Source organism: Oceanobacillus saliphilus (genome assembly GCF_023522835.1).
Lineage (GTDB): Bacteria > Bacillota > Bacilli > Bacillales > Amphibacillaceae > Oceanobacillus > Oceanobacillus saliphilus.
Genome location: NZ_JALCZU010000007.1, coordinates 88880 through 105259, shown reverse-complemented (window position 1 = coordinate 105259; position 16380 = coordinate 88880). Strand labels below are relative to the sequence as shown.

Below are 16380 nucleotides of genomic sequence, written 5' to 3'. Positions count from 1 at the left end.
TGATCTTAATGAATGGAAAAGTCATCATAAATGACTTAACAATTGATGCTTTAAACCTGCAAGTAGAGACAAAGACAAGCAATGGTGGAAGTGAATTAAAGATAGTGCGCTTCGATTTCAAAGTGACAAGTGAGGACTATCATGATGTTACCACATTGCTGTACAAAAATGATTTCATCGTAAAGATTCCCCTGAAAAACCTTGAATTTCCAGCAGTTATTTATAATTATTCGACCTCGATTACGAATTTGTATGAGGAAGGTACTGTCGGTGATTTCAGACTGGAACTGATTGAAAAATCCTGACTATATTCCTATGATTTTTCATTAAATCATAGGATTTCTTAGCAACTAAGCCAGTTGCCAAGTTTTCTAAATATTATCGAAGGTATTTACTGCGGAAATGTCGAATAAATAATAAATAGATTTACTAAAGGGGGATATATGGATGAATCCATTTTTACTTGACTTTCCAGATGAGTTTGAGACAGAGCGTTTATGGATAAGGGCACCGAAACCAGGCGATGGGAAAGTCGCAAATCAAGCAATTAAAGCTTCCATCAATGAATTAAAGCCTTGGATGCCATTTGCTCAAGTGGAACCGACTGAGGAAGAAACAGAAATAAATGTGCGGCAGGCTTACATAAATTTTTTATCCAGAGATGATTTAAGGTTTCACGTATTTTTAAAAGAAACCGGAGAATTCGTTGTTTCTTCAGGGCTGCATCGAATCGATTGGGACGTGAGGAAATTTGAAATAGGATACTGGGCTGACACCCGCTATACGGGAAAAGGCTATGTTACCGAAGCAATAGCTGGGCTGGTTGATTTTGCCTTTAAGCAACTGAAAGCAAACCGAATTGAAATTCGCTGTGATGCCAAAAATATAAAAAGCCGTGCTGTAGCTGAAAGGTTGGCATTTGACCTGGAAGGTATCTTAAGAAAAGATAGTCTGTCTGCCGATCAAAAAGAACTGAGGGACACGTGCATCTATGCGAAAATCAGAAAAGATTAGAATTGCTTCCACATTCTCAGTTAACGTGCGATAATGTTAAAAAATAGGATTGGATGAAGAAATGACACAAATAATTGATTTAAAAGTAAGACCGGATTATATCGGTCACTATAAAAATAAATATCCATTGATAACCAAGGATGCAATTATGAATCCCGAAGCTTTGTCAAAAGAAGGTAAGCTTATACATCTGGTAGATGGAAATAGTAATTTTCTTGGAAAAGGGTATTATGGAAAGCAAAACAAAGGACTTGGCTGGGTTCTCTCTTTTGATGAAAGTGAAAAAATTGATTCCATCTTTTTTAAGAACAAAATATTGACTGCAATTAATAAACGACTATCGTATTATAAAGATGAATCTACTACCGCATTCCGTATTTTTAATGGAGAAGGTGATGGAATCGGCGGATTGACCATTGATTATTTTGACGGCTATTATTTGCTTAGCTGGTATAGTGAAGGGATTTATTCCTTTAAGGAAAAGGTTATCCATGTTTTAGACGAGCTCGGCGATTACAAAGCTATCTACGAAAAGAAGCGCTTTGATACGAAGGGCCAATATATGGATGATGATGACTTTGTGAAGGGAGAGCGCAGCGAATTTCCAATCATCATTAAAGAGAACGGAATCAATTATGCTGTATACTTGAACGATGGCGCTATGGTCGGAATTTTCCTGGATCAGCGTGATGTCCGTCAGGCTATCCATGAAAAATATGCGAAAGGAAAACAGGTACTGAATACTTTTTCCTATACTGGTGCATTTTCTGTTGCTGCTTCTCTTGGAGGGGCTACCAAAACAACGAGTGTGGATCTTGCCAAGCGGAGTAAAAGTAAAACAATCGAACAGTTCAGTGTCAATGGTATTGATTTTGAACAGCAGGATATCATTGTAATGGATGTCTTTGATTATTTTAAATATGCGAAGCGCAAAGAAATGAAGTTTGATCTAGTTGTATTGGATCCACCAAGCTTTGCCCGCTCGAAAAAGCATACATTCAGTACAGCAAAAAATTATCCGGATTTGATTAAAGATACACTCGCAATTCTTGAGAAAAACGGTATTATCGTAGCTTCCACAAATAATGCCTCCTTTGGGATGAAGAAATTCAAAAGCTTTATTGATAAAGGCTTTAAAGAGATGAAAGTGACATACAAAATCCTGGAAGAATATTCGCTTCCAACAGATTTTCAGGTGAATCGGAATTTTAATCAAGGTAATTATTTGAAGGTAGTTATTGTACAGAAGGTGAATTAAGAAACCCGCTTTGACTTGATGGTCAAAGCGGGTTTTCCTATTTCGGGGAGGCTATTTCTTCAAAAAATAAATTTCGCCCAATATCTCTTTTGATTCATAGTCATCAGCTGAAAGTTCTTTTTCGATAAATGTTTGGATATCTTTTTGTTCGATGTCATACATCACTTCAATTTCCTTTGAGAACAGCAGTTTTTCTTTAGCAAGCAGATTGAAAAGTGCTGGTTGCTGTTTCGGGTACAATTCTTCTGTTCCCAGTACCTGTTGTAATCCACTTACATAAAATTCTAAAGGGCGTCCGCCAACAATCTTAGCACCTTTCTTTTCTTTGTTTACCATAATGATTGTAGGGAACCCGCGTACACCAAGACTGCCAGCGAGTTGGAAATCTTCGTTCAGTAATTGTTGACTAGCAGGCAATTCAGCTTCTTTTAAAATTTCCTTCCCATCTAGCCCTATACCATTGACAAGGTTAGTCAATATCCTCTCATCTGCAATGTTTTCATTAAAGACAAAAACCGCTTCTCTTGCACGGCGGAGAAAGACCACTGCAAGTTTTTCATCGTATTTCTGAACGACTTTAAACACGCGTGATGGTGGGTAGGAAGACTCCACAGGATTGTCATACCATAATGAACCATCAATTGGCATGTGTGTTTGTTCCCCTACTTCCCGCCAGTGACCGGCAACATCAGCGGGTCCAGTGATTCCATTTTGTACATCGGCAAAACCACCATCCCATTTTTCTAGTAATCCACCCATAACAGTGTGAACGTTAAAATAATCGCCGTACTGCTCGAAAAACCTCCGGAGCTGGGGCTCGATAGCCCAGCAGTGCGAACAGATAGGGTCTGTCACATAATAAAGGTCTACTGTTTTAGTTGGTTTGTTAAAATCGATCATTTCTATTGCTTCCTCTCCAGGTGTCCCGCAAATGCCTGTTTCCATATCACAAAACATATTCTTGTTATTCGTCATTAGAGTACCTTCTTTCTATTAGACGTCTACATCCATATTTTTCTGAGCCCATTGCTGAAGTGGTTTAAGACTTTCTGCGAGTGCACTGCCTTTTTCAGTCAGATGATAGGAAATAACTACTGGTGGTCCTGTTTCAACTACCTTTTTTACTAATTCAGCATCGGAAAGTTCCGAAAGCTTTAAAGAAAGGGCTCTGGCAGTGATTCCCGGCAAATCACGTTTTATTTCAGAAAAATGTGCTGTTTCACGATTGCATAGCGATAAGTAGTGAATAATTTGACCATTCCATTTTTTTCCCAAGATCTGAAAGGAAGCTTCAATATAAGGACAAACTTTCATTAGCGACCACCTCTTAATAAATATTATAACAAGTATAAAAAATATATCAAGTATAAAATTTATACTTTAATTATAAAATAATCTCATGAAAGTTAATGAAAACTATTGTATATTTATTCTTTTTATTGCATAATAATTCATACAATCATTATTAAGAGGAGTGCTCATTTATGATAACGAAGTCAGAGGAAATTAACTTCCAGCAGCAGGAATTAAAAGGTCGGGACTTTCTAACACTTGCAGATTATACACAAGATGAAATCAGCCAATTACTTGATTTGGCAGATTATATAAAAAAACAGAAACAGGAGGGAATAGCTTTTGAGCCGCTTAAGGGAAAAACCTTAGGCATGATCTTTGAAAAATCTTCTACAAGAACGCGGGTCTCCTTTGAAGCGGGAATCTATCAATTGGGTGGTTCGGGCATATTCCTAAGTTCAAAAGATATTCAGATTGGAAGAGGAGAAACGATAGCAGATACGGCACGAGTGCTATCTGGATATTTGGATGGTATTATGATTCGTACTTTTTCCCAGAAAACGGTAGAGGAACTTGCAGAATTTGCGAGTATTCCAGTTATTAATGGTTTAACCGATTTATATCACCCATGCCAGGTCTTGGCTGATCTGCAGACAATAAAAGAAATAAAAGGTGCACTGAAAGGTGTGAAAGTGGTCTATATTGGTGATGGAAATAATATGGCCCATTCCTTGATGATTGGAGCGGCAACGATGGGAATGGAGCTTGTCGTATCTGCGCCTGTAGGTTATCAACCGGATGCAACGGTTACTGAAAAAGCGATTCAAATAGCCGGCGAGCATGATGCAAAAATCAGTATAGAGGTAGATCCATCGGTAGCGGTGAAAGATGCCGATGTCATTTATACGGATGTATGGGCGAGTATGGGACAGGAAGAGGAACAATTGAAAAGAGAGCAGGACTTTGCTGGTTATCAGGTAAATATGGCCTTATTATCTGAAGCAAAAAAAGACGTTACGTTTATGCATTGTTTACCGGCGCATCGTGGCGAAGAGGTATCTGCTGAAGTGATTGACGGAAAGCATTCCGTTGTTTTTCAGCAGGCAGAAAACCGCTTGCATGCCCAAAAGGCTTTAATGACTGCTTTAATGGGGTAGAATATATAAATGTTTAAGACAACGAAACATGAGATTCTATAACCTCATCATGCTGGGATAGCAAATAACTGCCGATTTGAGATAATCGGCAGTTATTTTTGGATTATATATGGACATGAAAGGAGGTAAATCCAGAAGATTGGATTTACCTCTTGTGTATTTTCTAATGCAATCTAATCTTATTCTGCATACAAGCCTCGAACATCAATGTCTAATACTTCTACACGATAACCAGACAACTGATTCTTCATCTTTTCAGCTATAGATTGTCCATCACCTTTTGGAACAAGAGAGAGCATCGTTGGCCCCGCTCCACTGATGACCGTACCATATGCCCCATTATTCTTTGCTTCAGATCGTATTTTATTATAATTAGGAATAAGCGCGGCACGATAGGGTTCATGAAATTGATCACGCTCCATCATTTTACCAGCAAGATCATAATTTCCAGATAACAATGCGGCGACAACCATATTGCTTATACCACTTGCAATGGCTGCATCATTTCTCGAATAACTGTCAGGTAAAACTTCTCGGGCTTCCTCTGTCTTCAGCTCGACTTCTGGTATATACAAGACTAAATCTATATCCAATGAAGGCAGTTGAATCCAATCAATTTCATCTTCGGTTACCGTTGAAATGATCAGACCACCATATAGTGCCGGGGCAATATTATCTGGGTGTCCTTCAATTTCTGTACCATAACGGAGTTTTTGTTCAGAAGTCAAAGCAAGACCGCAAGCTTGGTTGGCCAATTCAATTCCTGCAAGTATTGCGGAAGCGCTACTGCCAAGTCCACGAGCCAAAGGAATATCACTCGTTTCGATTACTTTACACTTGGGGAGCTGCTTATGATGCCGTTCTGCTGTTTGTTTTGCAATCTGATAAATAAAATGGTCTTTATAGTTGCAGTTGGAATCGGATGACTGGGGATTGAACTCCCATTCATCCGATTCCGTTACTTCCAATGTTAGGTAAAGATTTACAGCTAATCCCATAGAATCGAATCCCGGTCCGATATTGGCGGAGCTTGCCGGAACGGAAATTTTAACTGATTTCATTTTTTTACCATCTCTTCAATAAAGCTTATAACAGCTTGTTCATCATTCGGCAGGGAAACTGGCTTAATTTCCATTTGATCAATAGCGGTCTGTGGATCTTTTAATCCATTGCCTGTTAAAATAGCGACAACCTTGCTACCCTTTTGGATTGTCCCATTCGCACATTGCTGAATAACACCTGCAATGGAAGCGCAGGAACCTGGCTCAGCAAAAATACCTTCTTTACTTGGGAGCAATTTAAATGCATGCAGTATTTCCTCATCGGTTACCGAACCAATCATTCCTTCTGATTCGTCTCTCGCCTGGACGGCCAAATTCCAGCTGGCAGGATTTCCAATACGGATTGCAGTTGCAACTGTTTCCGGATTAGCAATAACTTTATCTTGTACGATTGCTGCGGCACCTTCCGCTTCAAAGCCAAACATTTTAGGAAGCCCTGTCTGTTTGTGCTCGTTATATTCTTTAAAGCCTTTCCAGTATGCACTGATATTTCCTGCATTACCGACCGGAATAGCAAGAATGTCAGGGGCAGCGCCTAATTGATCACAGACTTCAAATGCTGCTGTTTTTTGTCCTTCCAGACGATAAGGGTTAACGGAATTTACGAGTGTGACGGGTGCTACTTCGCTTATTTTTCTGACCATTGTCAAAGCTTCATCGAAGTTCCCATCAATCTCGACAATTTCAGCTCCATACATAACTGCCTGTGCCAGTTTTCCAAGAGCGACTTTACCTTTTGGAATGACAATGATCGTCCGTAAACCAGCTCTGGCTGCATATGCAGCAGCGGCAGCAGATGTATTTCCAGTAGAGGCGCAGATTATTGATTTGCTTCCAGCTTCAATTGCCTTCGCAACGGCAACAACCATCCCTCTATCTTTAAAGGATCCTGTTGGGTTAAACCCTTCCACTTTTCCATACAATTCAATTCCCAGTTCTTCTGACAATGTGGGAAAGTGAACCAGTGGTGTGTTTCCTTCAAATAAAGTGAGGTTAGGTGTATCCTCTGTTACGGGTAAATACTCTTTGTAATGACTTAGAAGACCTTGCCAGCTCATGAAACAGCATCTCCTTCAACTTTGTAATAGCTTTTTACTTCCAGAACGACATCTAGACCTTTTAGCTTCTCAAGTGCGATACGGAAGTTTTCAAGTGATGTGTGGTGTGTAATAAAAATAATTTCTGCAAAATCACGTTTTTTAACCGGTGTTTGAAGAATTCGTTTAAAGCTGATATCCTGCTCATGGAAAAGAGAAGATATGGTAGAGAACACACCTGCTTCATCTTTTGCATATAGTCTCACATAATATTGTGCATTGCGCTTATCCGGTGTTTTCAATTCTTTTTTGAAATGTGGTGCAATAAACTGATTTCCAGTCACACCCAATCTCATATTCTTGATTGCTGAAATGACGTCGGAAACGATTGCCGTTGCTGTTGGCATACTCCCTGCACCAGGTCCGTAGAACATCGTTTCACCAACTGCCTCACCATATACATATACAGCATTAAATTCATTCTTCACAGAGGACAGTGGATGGTTTTTCGAAAGAAGTGTAGGCTGAACATTTACTTCCAGTTCATGATCATCAAAATTTGCGAAACCGATCAGCTTCATCGTGTAACCTAATTTGTTCCCATATTGTAAGTCTTCCAGTTCAATGCCTCTGATACCAGTAACTTCCACATCCTCAAGGTCGACGGAAGTAGAAAATGCCAGTCTTCCAAGGATTGCCATTTTCCTTGCGGCATCAAGACCATCTACATCAGAAGAAGGATCTGCTTCAGCGAAACCGAGTTCTTGAGCTTCTTTTAATGCATCTTCATAACTGACACCTTCACTATCCATTTGCGTTAATATGTAATTTGTTGTCCCGTTGACAATTCCCATTACCTGTTGGATATGGTCGGATGAAAGACCTTCCACAATTCCTCTTAAGATTGGGATACCACCAGCAACACTTGCTTCATAGTAAAAGTCACATTTATTATCATTCGCAGCAGCCTGCAGTTCAGGCCCATGCAATGCAACCAAATCTTTATTGGCGGATACAACATGCTTCTTAGCTGAAAAAGCATTCAAGATATATTGCTTCGTCTCTTCAATTCCGCCCATCACTTCTACAATAATATCAATTTCCGGGTCGTTTATAACATCATCCGGATTGGTTGTTAGTTTTGTTCCATTAATATCTACGTCACGTGTTTTTTCCAAGTCACGAACAAGGACACTTTTAACTTGAACACTGCAGCCAAGCTGATGTGCAAGCTTTTCCTGATGGCTTTTTATAAGTTTAATGACACCTGAACCGACAACACCTAAGCCTAAAAGTCCTACAGACACTTTATTTTCCATATAATCACCTCATAGATAGCCTTTTTCGGAAAGACCTCAATTTGTATATTTAATTCATTTAAACATGAAAAACATAGTATGGCAATAGAGAATTATTAATCAATTTATTGAAGCGCCTTCATAATAAGGAAGGTTTTCGAACAAAAAGCGTAACGAGCCAATAAACTATTATAAATATAGAAAATTTTGGAGGAGTGTATATGAGTGAAGCAATTGCAGGGGCTATCTTCATCATATGTCTGGGACTCGGGTTCAGTATAGGGCTTATTTTCGGATCAATCGAGGTTGGCGGTGCAATCGGTTTCGGAGCAGGGTTAATTAGTATTGTCACGTTACGTATAACAAATAGATATAGATGATACCATCATCGTTTCTCAAAGTATACTAGAAAGGCCCAAACGATGCCAACGTATAAACCGAATAATCTTTTAGGATGTAAGCTAGAGAGCAGTTAATATAATGAAACTAGATCCACTCAAGGGAAGATGGGAGTATTTCAGACGATATAGCGTTTCATGCGGATAATGAACAGCTCGATTTATTTACAGATATTTTATTAATCCTGAAAATACGTATATGCTATATTAAAAGTATCTATATTTCTACGATGATTCAGGAGGAGATTTTAATGAATTTAGCCAAATTTCCCAGAAGAAGATATACAGCTTCATACACACCAATAGAAAAATTAAATCGTCTTTCAGAAAGCTTTGGAGGTCCTTCCATATATATGAAGCGAGACGATTTACTGGGACTTGTGGCCGGAGGGAATAAAACACGTAAATTAGAATTTCTTGTTGCTGATGCATTGGCAAAAGGTGCGGATACATTGATCACAGCTGGTGGTATCCAATCAAACCATTGTCGATTGACCCTTGCTGCCGCTATTAAAGAGGGGATGAAGTGCATTCTTGTGTTGGAAGAGGGGATTTCAAACGAGAAGCACCCGGATTTTAATGGTAATTATTTCTTGTATCAGTTGCTTGGTGCAGAGAATGTTACGGTTGTTCCCAATGGTTCTGATTTAATGGATGAGATGCATAAACTTGCTGATCAGTTAACAGAGCAAGGACGTAAAGCCTATGTTATTCCTGTTGGTGGATCAAATGTTATCGGAGCAACAGGTTATGCTGCAGGCGCACAGGAAATTATGACACAATCATATGAGCAGGGGCTGGATGTGAATGCTGTTGTTTGTGTAAGTGGCAGTGGGGGAATGCATGCCGGATTAATTGCTGGATTCTATGGAAATCAGACGGGGATTCCAGTGATCGGTATCAATGTAAGCAGAGGGAAAGCAGAACAAGAAGAGAAGGTCTCTCAACTTGTTAAGGAAACTGCAGAATATATCGGAATTCCGCAAGTGATTCCTCGTGAGGCTGTACTGTGCTTCGATGAGTATGTCGGACCAGGTTATGCGCTTCCTACACCGGAAATGGTCGATGCAGTTAAATTATTTGCCAAAGAAGAAGGAATACTACTAGACCCAGTGTATACTGGTAAAGCAGCAGCCGGTCTTATTGATTTAATTAAAAAAGGGTATTTTAAGAAAGAGGATAACATATTATTCGTACATTCTGGTGGTTCACCAGCATTATATGCAAATACCGATCTTTTTAAATAAGATATTTTGTATGTAATGATATTCATATTTTGGGTGTGAAATTCGAGGGTGTGACAACCTCAAAAAAACCACTAACTATCAGTGGTTTTTTTCTTCATTTCATTCGACATATTTCGGGGAGAGACAGGCACCCTTGTGGAGAGGATAGCGGTAACGAGGCCGAGGGTGACGATGATTCCTCCGATGAGGGCATTATTTTCAATGCCGGCCTGGTCTACTGCGATACTCCCGACAAATGAGCCTACAGCAACTCCTAAATGCAACGATGAATTATTTAAGCTAATCAAAATATCGGAATTTCCAGGGGAAGATTCAATTAAATAACTCTGCATTGGCGGAGTAATTGCCCAACTCATTGTTCCCCATATGACCATTACGATAAAGAAAAATGGTATGGAAAATGTAGTGAAGGGAATTGCTGTTATGGAAATGATAAAAATCATAATAACGGAAAGAATCGTTGATTTGGAGCCGAAACGGTCTGAGAAAACGCCGCCTAGCGCTCCACCGCTGACAGCTGCTACTCCAAATATAAGGTAGACGATACTAATCCAAATGCCATCCATCCCCATCATTTCTTTTACAAAAGGCGTCAAATAGGCGTACAGTGTCGTATGACCTGCCAGCACTAAAAATGTCGTCGCATGCGCAAAGAGCACCTTACTGTTTTTTAATGTGCTCAGTTGTTCCCCAAACGAAACAGAAACCTGTCCTGGAATGATCGGTTTCATGAAAAAGTATACTCCAGCAATTGAAAATAACGTTAATATGGCAATCATAATAAATGGTGCGCGCCAACCAAATGTATTACCGAGCATAAGCCCAAATGGAATACCTAGAACAAGTGACCCACTGACACCCATATTCACTACCCCTATTGCACGTCCGCGATATTTTGGCTCTACAATACTTGAGGCCATGGTTACGCACAAGACGATTAGTAATGAAGCACTTGCGGCTGAAATGATTCTGCTTAGGAATAATACACTGTAAACAGGGCTGATAACAGCCAGTACATTACTTAAAAAGAAAATAAATAATGTGAAGAGGGTCAACCGTTTTCTTTCTATTTTTGATGTTAAAAATAGTAATATTGGTGATGAAACGGCAAATACAAGTGAGAATATCGTTATTAAAAGACCTGCCTGTCCTACACTCACATTGAGATCGGCTGCAACCAAATCTAAAATACCACCTATAATTAATTCGACCATCCCTACAACGAAAGAAACAATCGTTAATAAATAAACTCTTTTGTCCATGTTCATACGCCTCTCTTGTGATTGTAAAACGTTACAATCTTTAATGTTCACTTGCGGTTGGTTGGATTGAATCAGACTTATACTTTAAGTTGATCTTCCTGTATATTAAAAAGCTTATTGGGAAATCCTGATGCCAGTTGTTGAAGCGAAATGCAATATTACTATAGTAGACTTAATTTCAAGTTGAAACAAGCCAAACATAGCCGTTGCTATTTTATGCCTATGTCCAAATGTATTTCGATAAAATGCTTGGAGAGACAGTTGCGCCATAATACGGGAAAAAGGTTAGGGTTTTTGTTATAATTAAATTACCTCGTGAAAGTCTAAAGGAGGAAAACCGTTGAGTAGCCAAACGAAATTGGAAAAAGAAGCGATGCATGTCCTGAAACTTACGAGCAGGACGTTTTATATTCCTATTAAATTATTGAATTCTACGTTGAAAAAGACAGTGGGTTCTGCTTATTTATGCATGAGAGCAATTGATGAAATTGAAGATCATGAACAACTCGATGCTGAAGTGAAGCAGCGATTGCTTATGGGAACAAGCAAATTACTAAAGACAGACTTTGATGCAAATGCATATGAAGAACTGATAAGACCATATCAATCATTATTACCCGAAGTTACACGGCGTCTTGGAGACTGGCTGGAATTCTGCCCCTCTGAAATAGTTGGCAAGGTTAAAGAATCTACCAGTGAGATGGCAGAAGGAATGGCAAAATGGGTACAGAAGGATTGGGTTGTAAATACCAAGGAAGACCTTGATGAGTATACATATTATGTCGCAGGACTTGTAGGAGTAATGCTGTCAGATATTTGGAATTGGTATGATGGAACAGAAACGGACCGTGAACTGGCTATTGGATATGGTAGAGGTCTTCAGGCTGTTAATATCCTTCGAAATAAGGATGAAGATGCCGAGCGTGGTGTCCGATTTTTCCCGGATGGTTGGACGCGGGACGATATGTTTGCATATGCAGATAATAATTTGAACAAAGCAGATCAATATTTAAAACAAATCGAAACCAAAAATATTACTTTATTTTGTAAAATTCCGTTGGCACTTGCCCACAGAACCCTTAAAGCACTGAAGAGCGGAAGAGAAAAGATGTCCCGTCAAGAAGTTGAGAGCACAGTAAATCAAATAATAAATGACTAAAAACACGGCTCATCGGTCGTGTTTTTTCTTTGCTTAGGAAAGTATAAAACGCTTCTATCGTCATAAGTTCAACGAAGGCTGTCACCGAAAGGCTCGGAAACAACCCAGTATTCTAAAATCGTTCCCAAATTTTTCAACTAACTCGTGCATTCATTAGAGAAGATGTTTTGAATCCATTTGTAACACATTGGGTATATTACTTGTAAGATTTATGATAAATACCTATAATTGAAAGCTGTGTTGCTAAAATGAGCAAGTTGGTGGAAACAGTCGTTAATCATTTTTTTACAACAATTCATATGATTAATTTCCATCCAATGGTCTTTAATGACAAAAAGAACACCTGTTATGGACACTTGCTCCTGACAAAATAGGAGGTAAAGTGTGGACTCAGATAAGAAAAAGAAACTTGATTGGCCGGTATTCATCATTAGTGGTGGATTTTTGATCGTAATTATTTTATTTTCGTTGATTAATAATGAAAAAGTTGGTGATGTAGTAAATATATTATTCGCCTACTCATCAGACCTTTTTGGTGCTTATTGGCAAATACTATTGCTGGCCAACTTTTTCATCGGTCTTGGGCTGGCAATTTCAAAATATGGTAAGGTGCGATTGGGTAAGCAGGATAAGCCAAAGTACAGTTATTTCGGTTGGGTTTCCATGATTTTGGTTACCTTACTTGCAAGTGGTGGTGTATTCTGGGCTGCTGCTGAACCGATGTATCATTACATGGATACTCCTCCATTATTTGGTGGTGGGGAGTTCAATAATATGGGCGCTGCATTTGCTCAAGCATTTATGCATTGGGGCTTTACGGCCTGGGCTATTTTAGGGACACTTGCTGTCGTTGTGATGATGTATGTCCATTACGATAGAGGTTTTCCTCTAAAGCCAAGAGGTTTGCTATTTCCGATAGTTGGCGAAAAAATTTATCATAATAGTATACTCGGTTCATCTGCGGATATATTTTCTATTATCGCAACGGTTGCCGGAACATTAGGGCCGCTTGGATTTTTAGGATTGCAAATTTCATATGGGCTAAATCATTTATTTGGCGTGCCCAATACATTAACCGTAAGTATTCTTGTTGTTTTTGTACTTGTTTTGATTGCAGCAATTTCAGCAGCAACAGGGGTGGATCGTGGAATTTACCATCTAAGCAATTGGAATGTAAAATTTACTATTTTACTGGCTGCCATTATACTCGTACTGGGACCTACGATGTTTATCATGGATGCATTTGTAGCAGGTACCGGGTTCCATTTGCAACATTTCTTCACAATGAGTATGTATCGAGGGGATGAGGCATGGCTTTCATTCTGGACAATCTTTTTCTGGGGTTGGTTTATCGGATATGCTCCTATGCTTATCGTCTTTATTAGCAGAATTTCGCGTGGGCGCACAATTCGTGAATTAATTATTGCCGTATCGATTGTGGCCCCCCTTGTTAACAACTTTTGGTTTTCTGTTGTAGGAGGTACGGGCGTGTTTTTTGAAAACGAAAATCCTGGTTCTGTATCGAATGCATTGAGTGAAGGTGGGATGCCCGCAGCAGTTATGGCTATTACGGATCAACTTCCAATGGGGACATTAATGGGCTTAGGATTTCTGCTTGTATCGATCATATTCGTAGCAACCACAACCGATACCATGTCATATACCGTTGCGGCTACAATTACTGGAACAGATCATCCAAAACGTTGGTTACGCGTGTTCTGGGCATTGATATTTGGGGCAACTACGATGGTGATTCTGACGATCGGAGAAGACAGCATCGCGTCGATTCAGAATTCTATCGTAATAACTGCAGTTCCAGTGTCATTATTGTTACTGCCGCCTTTATGGAATGCGCCAAGAATAGCGAAAAAAATGGCGTTGGAACAAGGTCTTATTTGGCAACGTGAGATAAGAAAAAAAGAAGATAAAAAATACTAAATGAAACGAAGCCACACAATCTACCGGATGCATAAGGAGGATTGTGTGGCTTTTACAGTTAGTTCTGGCTTTCCATATAGGTGATGGATACTTTCAAGTTGGCATTTTTTTCACGTATGCGATCAAGTAATTCTTTATCTTTGGTCTCATTTTTGCTGCGAATTGCATAGGTGTACATAATCATTGTTCCCAGATTCGTAGTTTCCACTTGACGCAGTGTTTGGCGGCTTCATGTGTATTGTTTAAAAACGTTATCCAGAGGGTTTTCCTGATTAAGGTTTTCCGGAACAGTAACTTTCAGAATTTGTGTATCCTTTCCCTTTCCATAATCCATTTTATGAAGCATGCAAAACAATATAAAGTATTGTAAATTTGATTGAGTATGTTTACTTGTAGAAATGAAAAAAGCAGGCAACCCAACAAAGGATACCTGCTTTTTCTGACATCATTCAGTTTACTGGTAAAACTTTCAAGTGAAAGCTTGATCCCATAATAACAGACCTTTTAATCCCCTTATTCAAGCAATAGATAGATCTGAAGAATTGTATATGCCGATTGAGTATGACACTACCACTTGGATGAAGTATCATGTTATCTACAAAGGGATTTATTAGCTTAAAAGCCCCTTAAACAGCGCTTTTAAAGCAAGGTAGAGTAATGCCAATGCAAAAACGATTACAGCAATGGCTCCAATGGCAATTAAAAGGCTAATTACTGTGGCTGACAGAAAAGTTGCTGCAAGGTTGGTTACAACGAGTAATGCAAGGCCTGCAAGAATTGCTGCCAAAAAAACCAACGTTAACTGATTCATGAATATCCCTCCTTTGTTCATCATAGGAATTGGAAGGGGTGGCGTTGATGGCTAGCTCAGTATATTCCTAGTAACATTGGAAGGACTGTATTCGTTGAAGGTCAATACCGAAATACACCCACCTAAATCCGGTCCATCTGAATCCTGCGACAGAAGTTCTGCCAACGAATGTTGGGAAGAACCAGAAAGCATCCCTTCTCAACCATATAAAGGTAAATCTGTATAAACATCCACGTATTGCACCAGGATCAACAGCTAACAGTTGAAAATCCGGCTGAGTTGGTGTGAAACTTGGGGGTGGGGTTGTCGGTGCCCCGAACTGTTGACCCGGAAATGCCCCTGGAGCACCGGGGAACACCCCTGGAGCGCCCGGGAAAGTACCTGGAGCACCTGGAAACGTCCCTGGAGCGCCCGGGAAAACGCCTGGAGCACCTGGGAAAGTACCTGGAGCACCAGGAAATTGCTGCCCCCCCGGGCCAAACAGCTGTCCTAATAAATAACCAGGTAAGCCAAATTGTCTTTCGTCATCATCATATGGTGGCTGATTATAATTCATCTATTCTTTTCCTCCTCTATAACTTAAAAATCGTTCTCTTCAATATATGGGGGATTCGTCTAGTTGGATAGTGATTTTTTAAGAATGGGCGAAAGCGGAAGGAAAAGTATACGTGGCAGATAGGAAAGTAAAAATCTTTCTATAATTACTACATCTCTAAATAAAGAGAACGGTGGCAAAAGCGAATAAAACGCTTGCCACCGTTCTTCTTCCTTAAATTGCAGCTGTAGAAGGTGAAAGTCTATAAAATATGAATGTTAGTAAATTAAAGGTTTTCCACCGAATTTCTAATATCCGTTGCGTGTGTAATTGCTGAAATAACAGATACACCATCTGCCCCAGCAGCAATTACGGAAGCAGCATTATCCGAATTGATCCCACCTATTCCGACTATAGGAAGATCGGGGAACTGCTTTCTCAATGAAGTGATCCATTCTAAACCAACGGCAGTTTTGGCATCTTTCTTTGTATTCGTAGTAAAAACTGGGCCTGCTCCAATATAATCAACCAATTGGATGGGGCTGTTAATGAGTTCACTCCGACTTGATACAGAAAGTCCAATAATTTTATTAGGGAAAAGCTTCCTCACTTCTTCAACAGAACGATCATCTTGACCAACATGAATGCCATCTGCTTCTAATGGAGTTACTAAATCAATGTCATCGTTAACAATAAATGGAATATCATAATGGCCACAAATGTCACGTAATTGTTTGCCTAGTTCCAGTTTTGCATTGCCAGTTAAGGAACCGTCGCCTTTTTCACGAAACTGGAAGGCTGTAATCCCTGCCTGTGCTGCAGACTCCAGTATTTCTACAGGATGACGGTCACAATTTTGACTGCCCATAATAAAGTATTTACGTAAAGATTGCTTTATTGGTGACATAAACT

Annotated in this window: 17 protein-coding genes; 8 read left to right on the top strand and 9 right to left on the bottom strand. The window is 39.5% G+C overall.

Annotated elements, in window-relative coordinates; all coding sequences use genetic code 11:
- The first annotated feature begins 8 nt into the window (after positions 1-8).
- The 3 genes from MN204_RS12735 (at position 9) to MN204_RS12725 (ending at position 2272) form a co-directional block, all read left to right on the top strand.
- Positions 9-305 (top strand): DUF3219 family protein, encoded by a 297-nt coding sequence (locus MN204_RS12735; RefSeq protein ID WP_249871467.1) that lies wholly within the window; start codon positions 9-11, stop codon positions 303-305.
- 142 nt (positions 306-447) lie between these two features.
- A complete protein-coding gene (locus MN204_RS12730) occupies positions 448-1014 on the top strand; it encodes a GNAT family N-acetyltransferase (protein ID WP_249871466.1) in 567 nt (188 codons plus the stop codon).
- Positions 1015-1075: 61 nt separating this feature from the next.
- A complete protein-coding gene (locus MN204_RS12725; protein WP_249871465.1) occupies positions 1076-2272 on the top strand; it encodes a class I SAM-dependent rRNA methyltransferase in 1197 nt (398 codons plus the stop codon).
- Positions 2273-2323: 51 nt separating this feature from the next.
- Here MN204_RS12725 and MN204_RS12720 read toward each other — a convergent pair whose 3' ends face one another.
- Positions 2324-3247 (bottom strand): DsbA family protein, encoded by a 924-nt coding sequence (locus MN204_RS12720; RefSeq protein WP_249871464.1) that lies wholly within the window; start codon positions 3245-3247, stop codon positions 2324-2326.
- 18 nt (positions 3248-3265) lie between these two features.
- Entirely contained in the window at positions 3266-3586 is a 321-nt protein-coding gene (locus MN204_RS12715; RefSeq protein ID WP_249871463.1) for a winged helix-turn-helix transcriptional regulator, read from the bottom strand.
- A 170-nt stretch (positions 3587-3756) separates the two neighbouring features.
- Here MN204_RS12715 and argF point away from each other — a divergent pair, with 170 nt between their 5' ends.
- Positions 3757-4722 (top strand): ornithine carbamoyltransferase, encoded by a 966-nt coding sequence (gene argF / locus MN204_RS12710; protein WP_249871462.1) that lies wholly within the window; start codon positions 3757-3759, stop codon positions 4720-4722.
- A 179-nt stretch (positions 4723-4901) separates the two neighbouring features.
- Here argF and thrB read toward each other — a convergent pair whose 3' ends face one another.
- Genes thrB through MN204_RS12695 form a run of 3 tightly spaced genes read right to left on the bottom strand, consistent with a single transcriptional unit; the run spans position 4902 to position 8139 of the window.
- The gene (thrB, locus tag MN204_RS12705; protein WP_249871461.1) at positions 4902-5783 is read right to left on the bottom strand and encodes a homoserine kinase; all 882 of its coding nucleotides are present in this window, start codon (positions 5781-5783) and stop codon (positions 4902-4904) included.
- A complete protein-coding gene (gene thrC / locus MN204_RS12700) occupies positions 5780-6841 on the bottom strand; it encodes a threonine synthase (protein WP_249871460.1) in 1062 nt (353 codons plus the stop codon). Before thrC ends, thrB begins: the two co-directional genes overlap by 4 nt.
- Entirely contained in the window at positions 6838-8139 is a 1302-nt protein-coding gene (locus MN204_RS12695) for a homoserine dehydrogenase (protein ID WP_249871459.1), read from the bottom strand. Before MN204_RS12695 ends, thrC begins: the two co-directional genes overlap by 4 nt.
- A gap of 200 nt (positions 8140-8339) precedes the next feature.
- On the opposite strand from MN204_RS12695, the gene MN204_RS12690 reads away from it, so the two are divergent.
- Both MN204_RS12690 and cuyA read left to right on the top strand, forming a co-directional pair.
- Positions 8340-8498 (top strand): hypothetical protein, encoded by a 159-nt coding sequence (locus tag MN204_RS12690; protein WP_249871458.1) that lies wholly within the window; start codon positions 8340-8342, stop codon positions 8496-8498.
- A 269-nt stretch (positions 8499-8767) separates the two neighbouring features.
- Positions 8768-9763: a D-cysteate sulfo-lyase gene (gene cuyA, locus MN204_RS12685; RefSeq protein ID WP_249871457.1), complete on the top strand. Its 996-nt coding sequence runs from the start codon at positions 8768-8770 to the stop codon at positions 9761-9763.
- A 71-nt stretch (positions 9764-9834) separates the two neighbouring features.
- Here the strand turns inward: cuyA and MN204_RS12680 are convergent, their stop codons facing one another.
- Complete coding sequence (locus MN204_RS12680; RefSeq protein ID WP_249871456.1) at positions 9835-11025, bottom strand: MFS transporter; 1191 nt, start codon at positions 11023-11025, stop codon at positions 9835-9837.
- 340 nt (positions 11026-11365) lie between these two features.
- Between MN204_RS12680 and MN204_RS12675 the strand changes: the two genes are divergently transcribed.
- Together MN204_RS12675 and MN204_RS12670 are read left to right on the top strand one after the other, a co-directional pair.
- The gene (locus MN204_RS12675; protein WP_249871455.1) at positions 11366-12184 is read left to right on the top strand and encodes a squalene/phytoene synthase family protein; all 819 of its coding nucleotides are present in this window, start codon (positions 11366-11368) and stop codon (positions 12182-12184) included.
- Positions 12185-12568: 384 nt separating this feature from the next.
- Positions 12569-14122: a BCCT family transporter gene (locus tag MN204_RS12670; RefSeq protein ID WP_249871454.1), complete on the top strand. Its 1554-nt coding sequence runs from the start codon at positions 12569-12571 to the stop codon at positions 14120-14122.
- 610 nt (positions 14123-14732) lie between these two features.
- Here MN204_RS12670 and MN204_RS12665 read toward each other — a convergent pair.
- From MN204_RS12665 to thiE, 3 genes are all read right to left on the bottom strand, one after another.
- On the bottom strand, positions 14733-14933 hold the full coding sequence (locus tag MN204_RS12665; RefSeq protein WP_249871453.1) for a hypothetical protein: 201 nt from the start codon (positions 14931-14933) through the stop codon (positions 14733-14735).
- A gap of 67 nt (positions 14934-15000) precedes the next feature.
- Positions 15001-15489: a hypothetical protein gene (locus MN204_RS12660; protein WP_249871452.1), complete on the bottom strand. Its 489-nt coding sequence runs from the start codon at positions 15487-15489 to the stop codon at positions 15001-15003.
- A gap of 265 nt (positions 15490-15754) precedes the next feature.
- Entirely contained in the window at positions 15755-16375 is a 621-nt protein-coding gene (thiE, locus tag MN204_RS12655) for a thiamine phosphate synthase (protein ID WP_249871451.1), read from the bottom strand.
- Between the last annotated feature and the right edge of the window lie 5 nt (positions 16376-16380).

What these genes read in the sequence shown, in the direction of transcription:
- MN204_RS12735 (WP_249871467.1), top strand. Translation starts at nt 9, where the DNA reads ATGAATGGAAAAGTCATCATAAATGACTTAACAATTGATGCTTTAAAC.
- MN204_RS12730 (WP_249871466.1), top strand. Translation starts at nt 448, where the DNA reads ATGAATCCATTTTTACTTGACTTTCCAGATGAGTTTGAGACAGAGCGT.
- MN204_RS12725 (WP_249871465.1), top strand. Translation starts at nt 1,076, where the DNA reads ATGACACAAATAATTGATTTAAAAGTAAGACCGGATTATATCGGTCAC.
- MN204_RS12720 (WP_249871464.1), bottom strand. Translation starts at nt 3,247, where the DNA reads ATGACGAATAACAAGAATATGTTTTGTGATATGGAAACAGGCATTTGC.
- MN204_RS12715 (WP_249871463.1), bottom strand. Translation starts at nt 3,586, where the DNA reads ATGAAAGTTTGTCCTTATATTGAAGCTTCCTTTCAGATCTTGGGAAAA.
- argF (WP_249871462.1), top strand. Translation starts at nt 3,757, where the DNA reads ATGATAACGAAGTCAGAGGAAATTAACTTCCAGCAGCAGGAATTAAAA.
- thrB (WP_249871461.1), bottom strand. Translation starts at nt 5,783, where the DNA reads ATGAAATCAGTTAAAATTTCCGTTCCGGCAAGCTCCGCCAATATCGGA.
- thrC (WP_249871460.1), bottom strand. Translation starts at nt 6,841, where the DNA reads ATGAGCTGGCAAGGTCTTCTAAGTCATTACAAAGAGTATTTACCCGTA.
- MN204_RS12695 (WP_249871459.1), bottom strand. Translation starts at nt 8,139, where the DNA reads ATGGAAAATAAAGTGTCTGTAGGACTTTTAGGCTTAGGTGTTGTCGGT.
- MN204_RS12690 (WP_249871458.1), top strand. Translation starts at nt 8,340, where the DNA reads ATGAGTGAAGCAATTGCAGGGGCTATCTTCATCATATGTCTGGGACTC.
- cuyA (WP_249871457.1), top strand. Translation starts at nt 8,768, where the DNA reads ATGAATTTAGCCAAATTTCCCAGAAGAAGATATACAGCTTCATACACA.
- MN204_RS12680 (WP_249871456.1), bottom strand. Translation starts at nt 11,025, where the DNA reads ATGGACAAAAGAGTTTATTTATTAACGATTGTTTCTTTCGTTGTAGGG.
- MN204_RS12665 (WP_249871453.1), bottom strand. Translation starts at nt 14,933, where the DNA reads ATGAATCAGTTAACGTTGGTTTTTTTGGCAGCAATTCTTGCAGGCCTT.
- MN204_RS12660 (WP_249871452.1), bottom strand. Translation starts at nt 15,489, where the DNA reads ATGAATTATAATCAGCCACCATATGATGATGACGAAAGACAATTTGGC.
- thiE (WP_249871451.1), bottom strand. Translation starts at nt 16,375, where the DNA reads ATGTCACCAATAAAGCAATCTTTACGTAAATACTTTATTATGGGCAGT.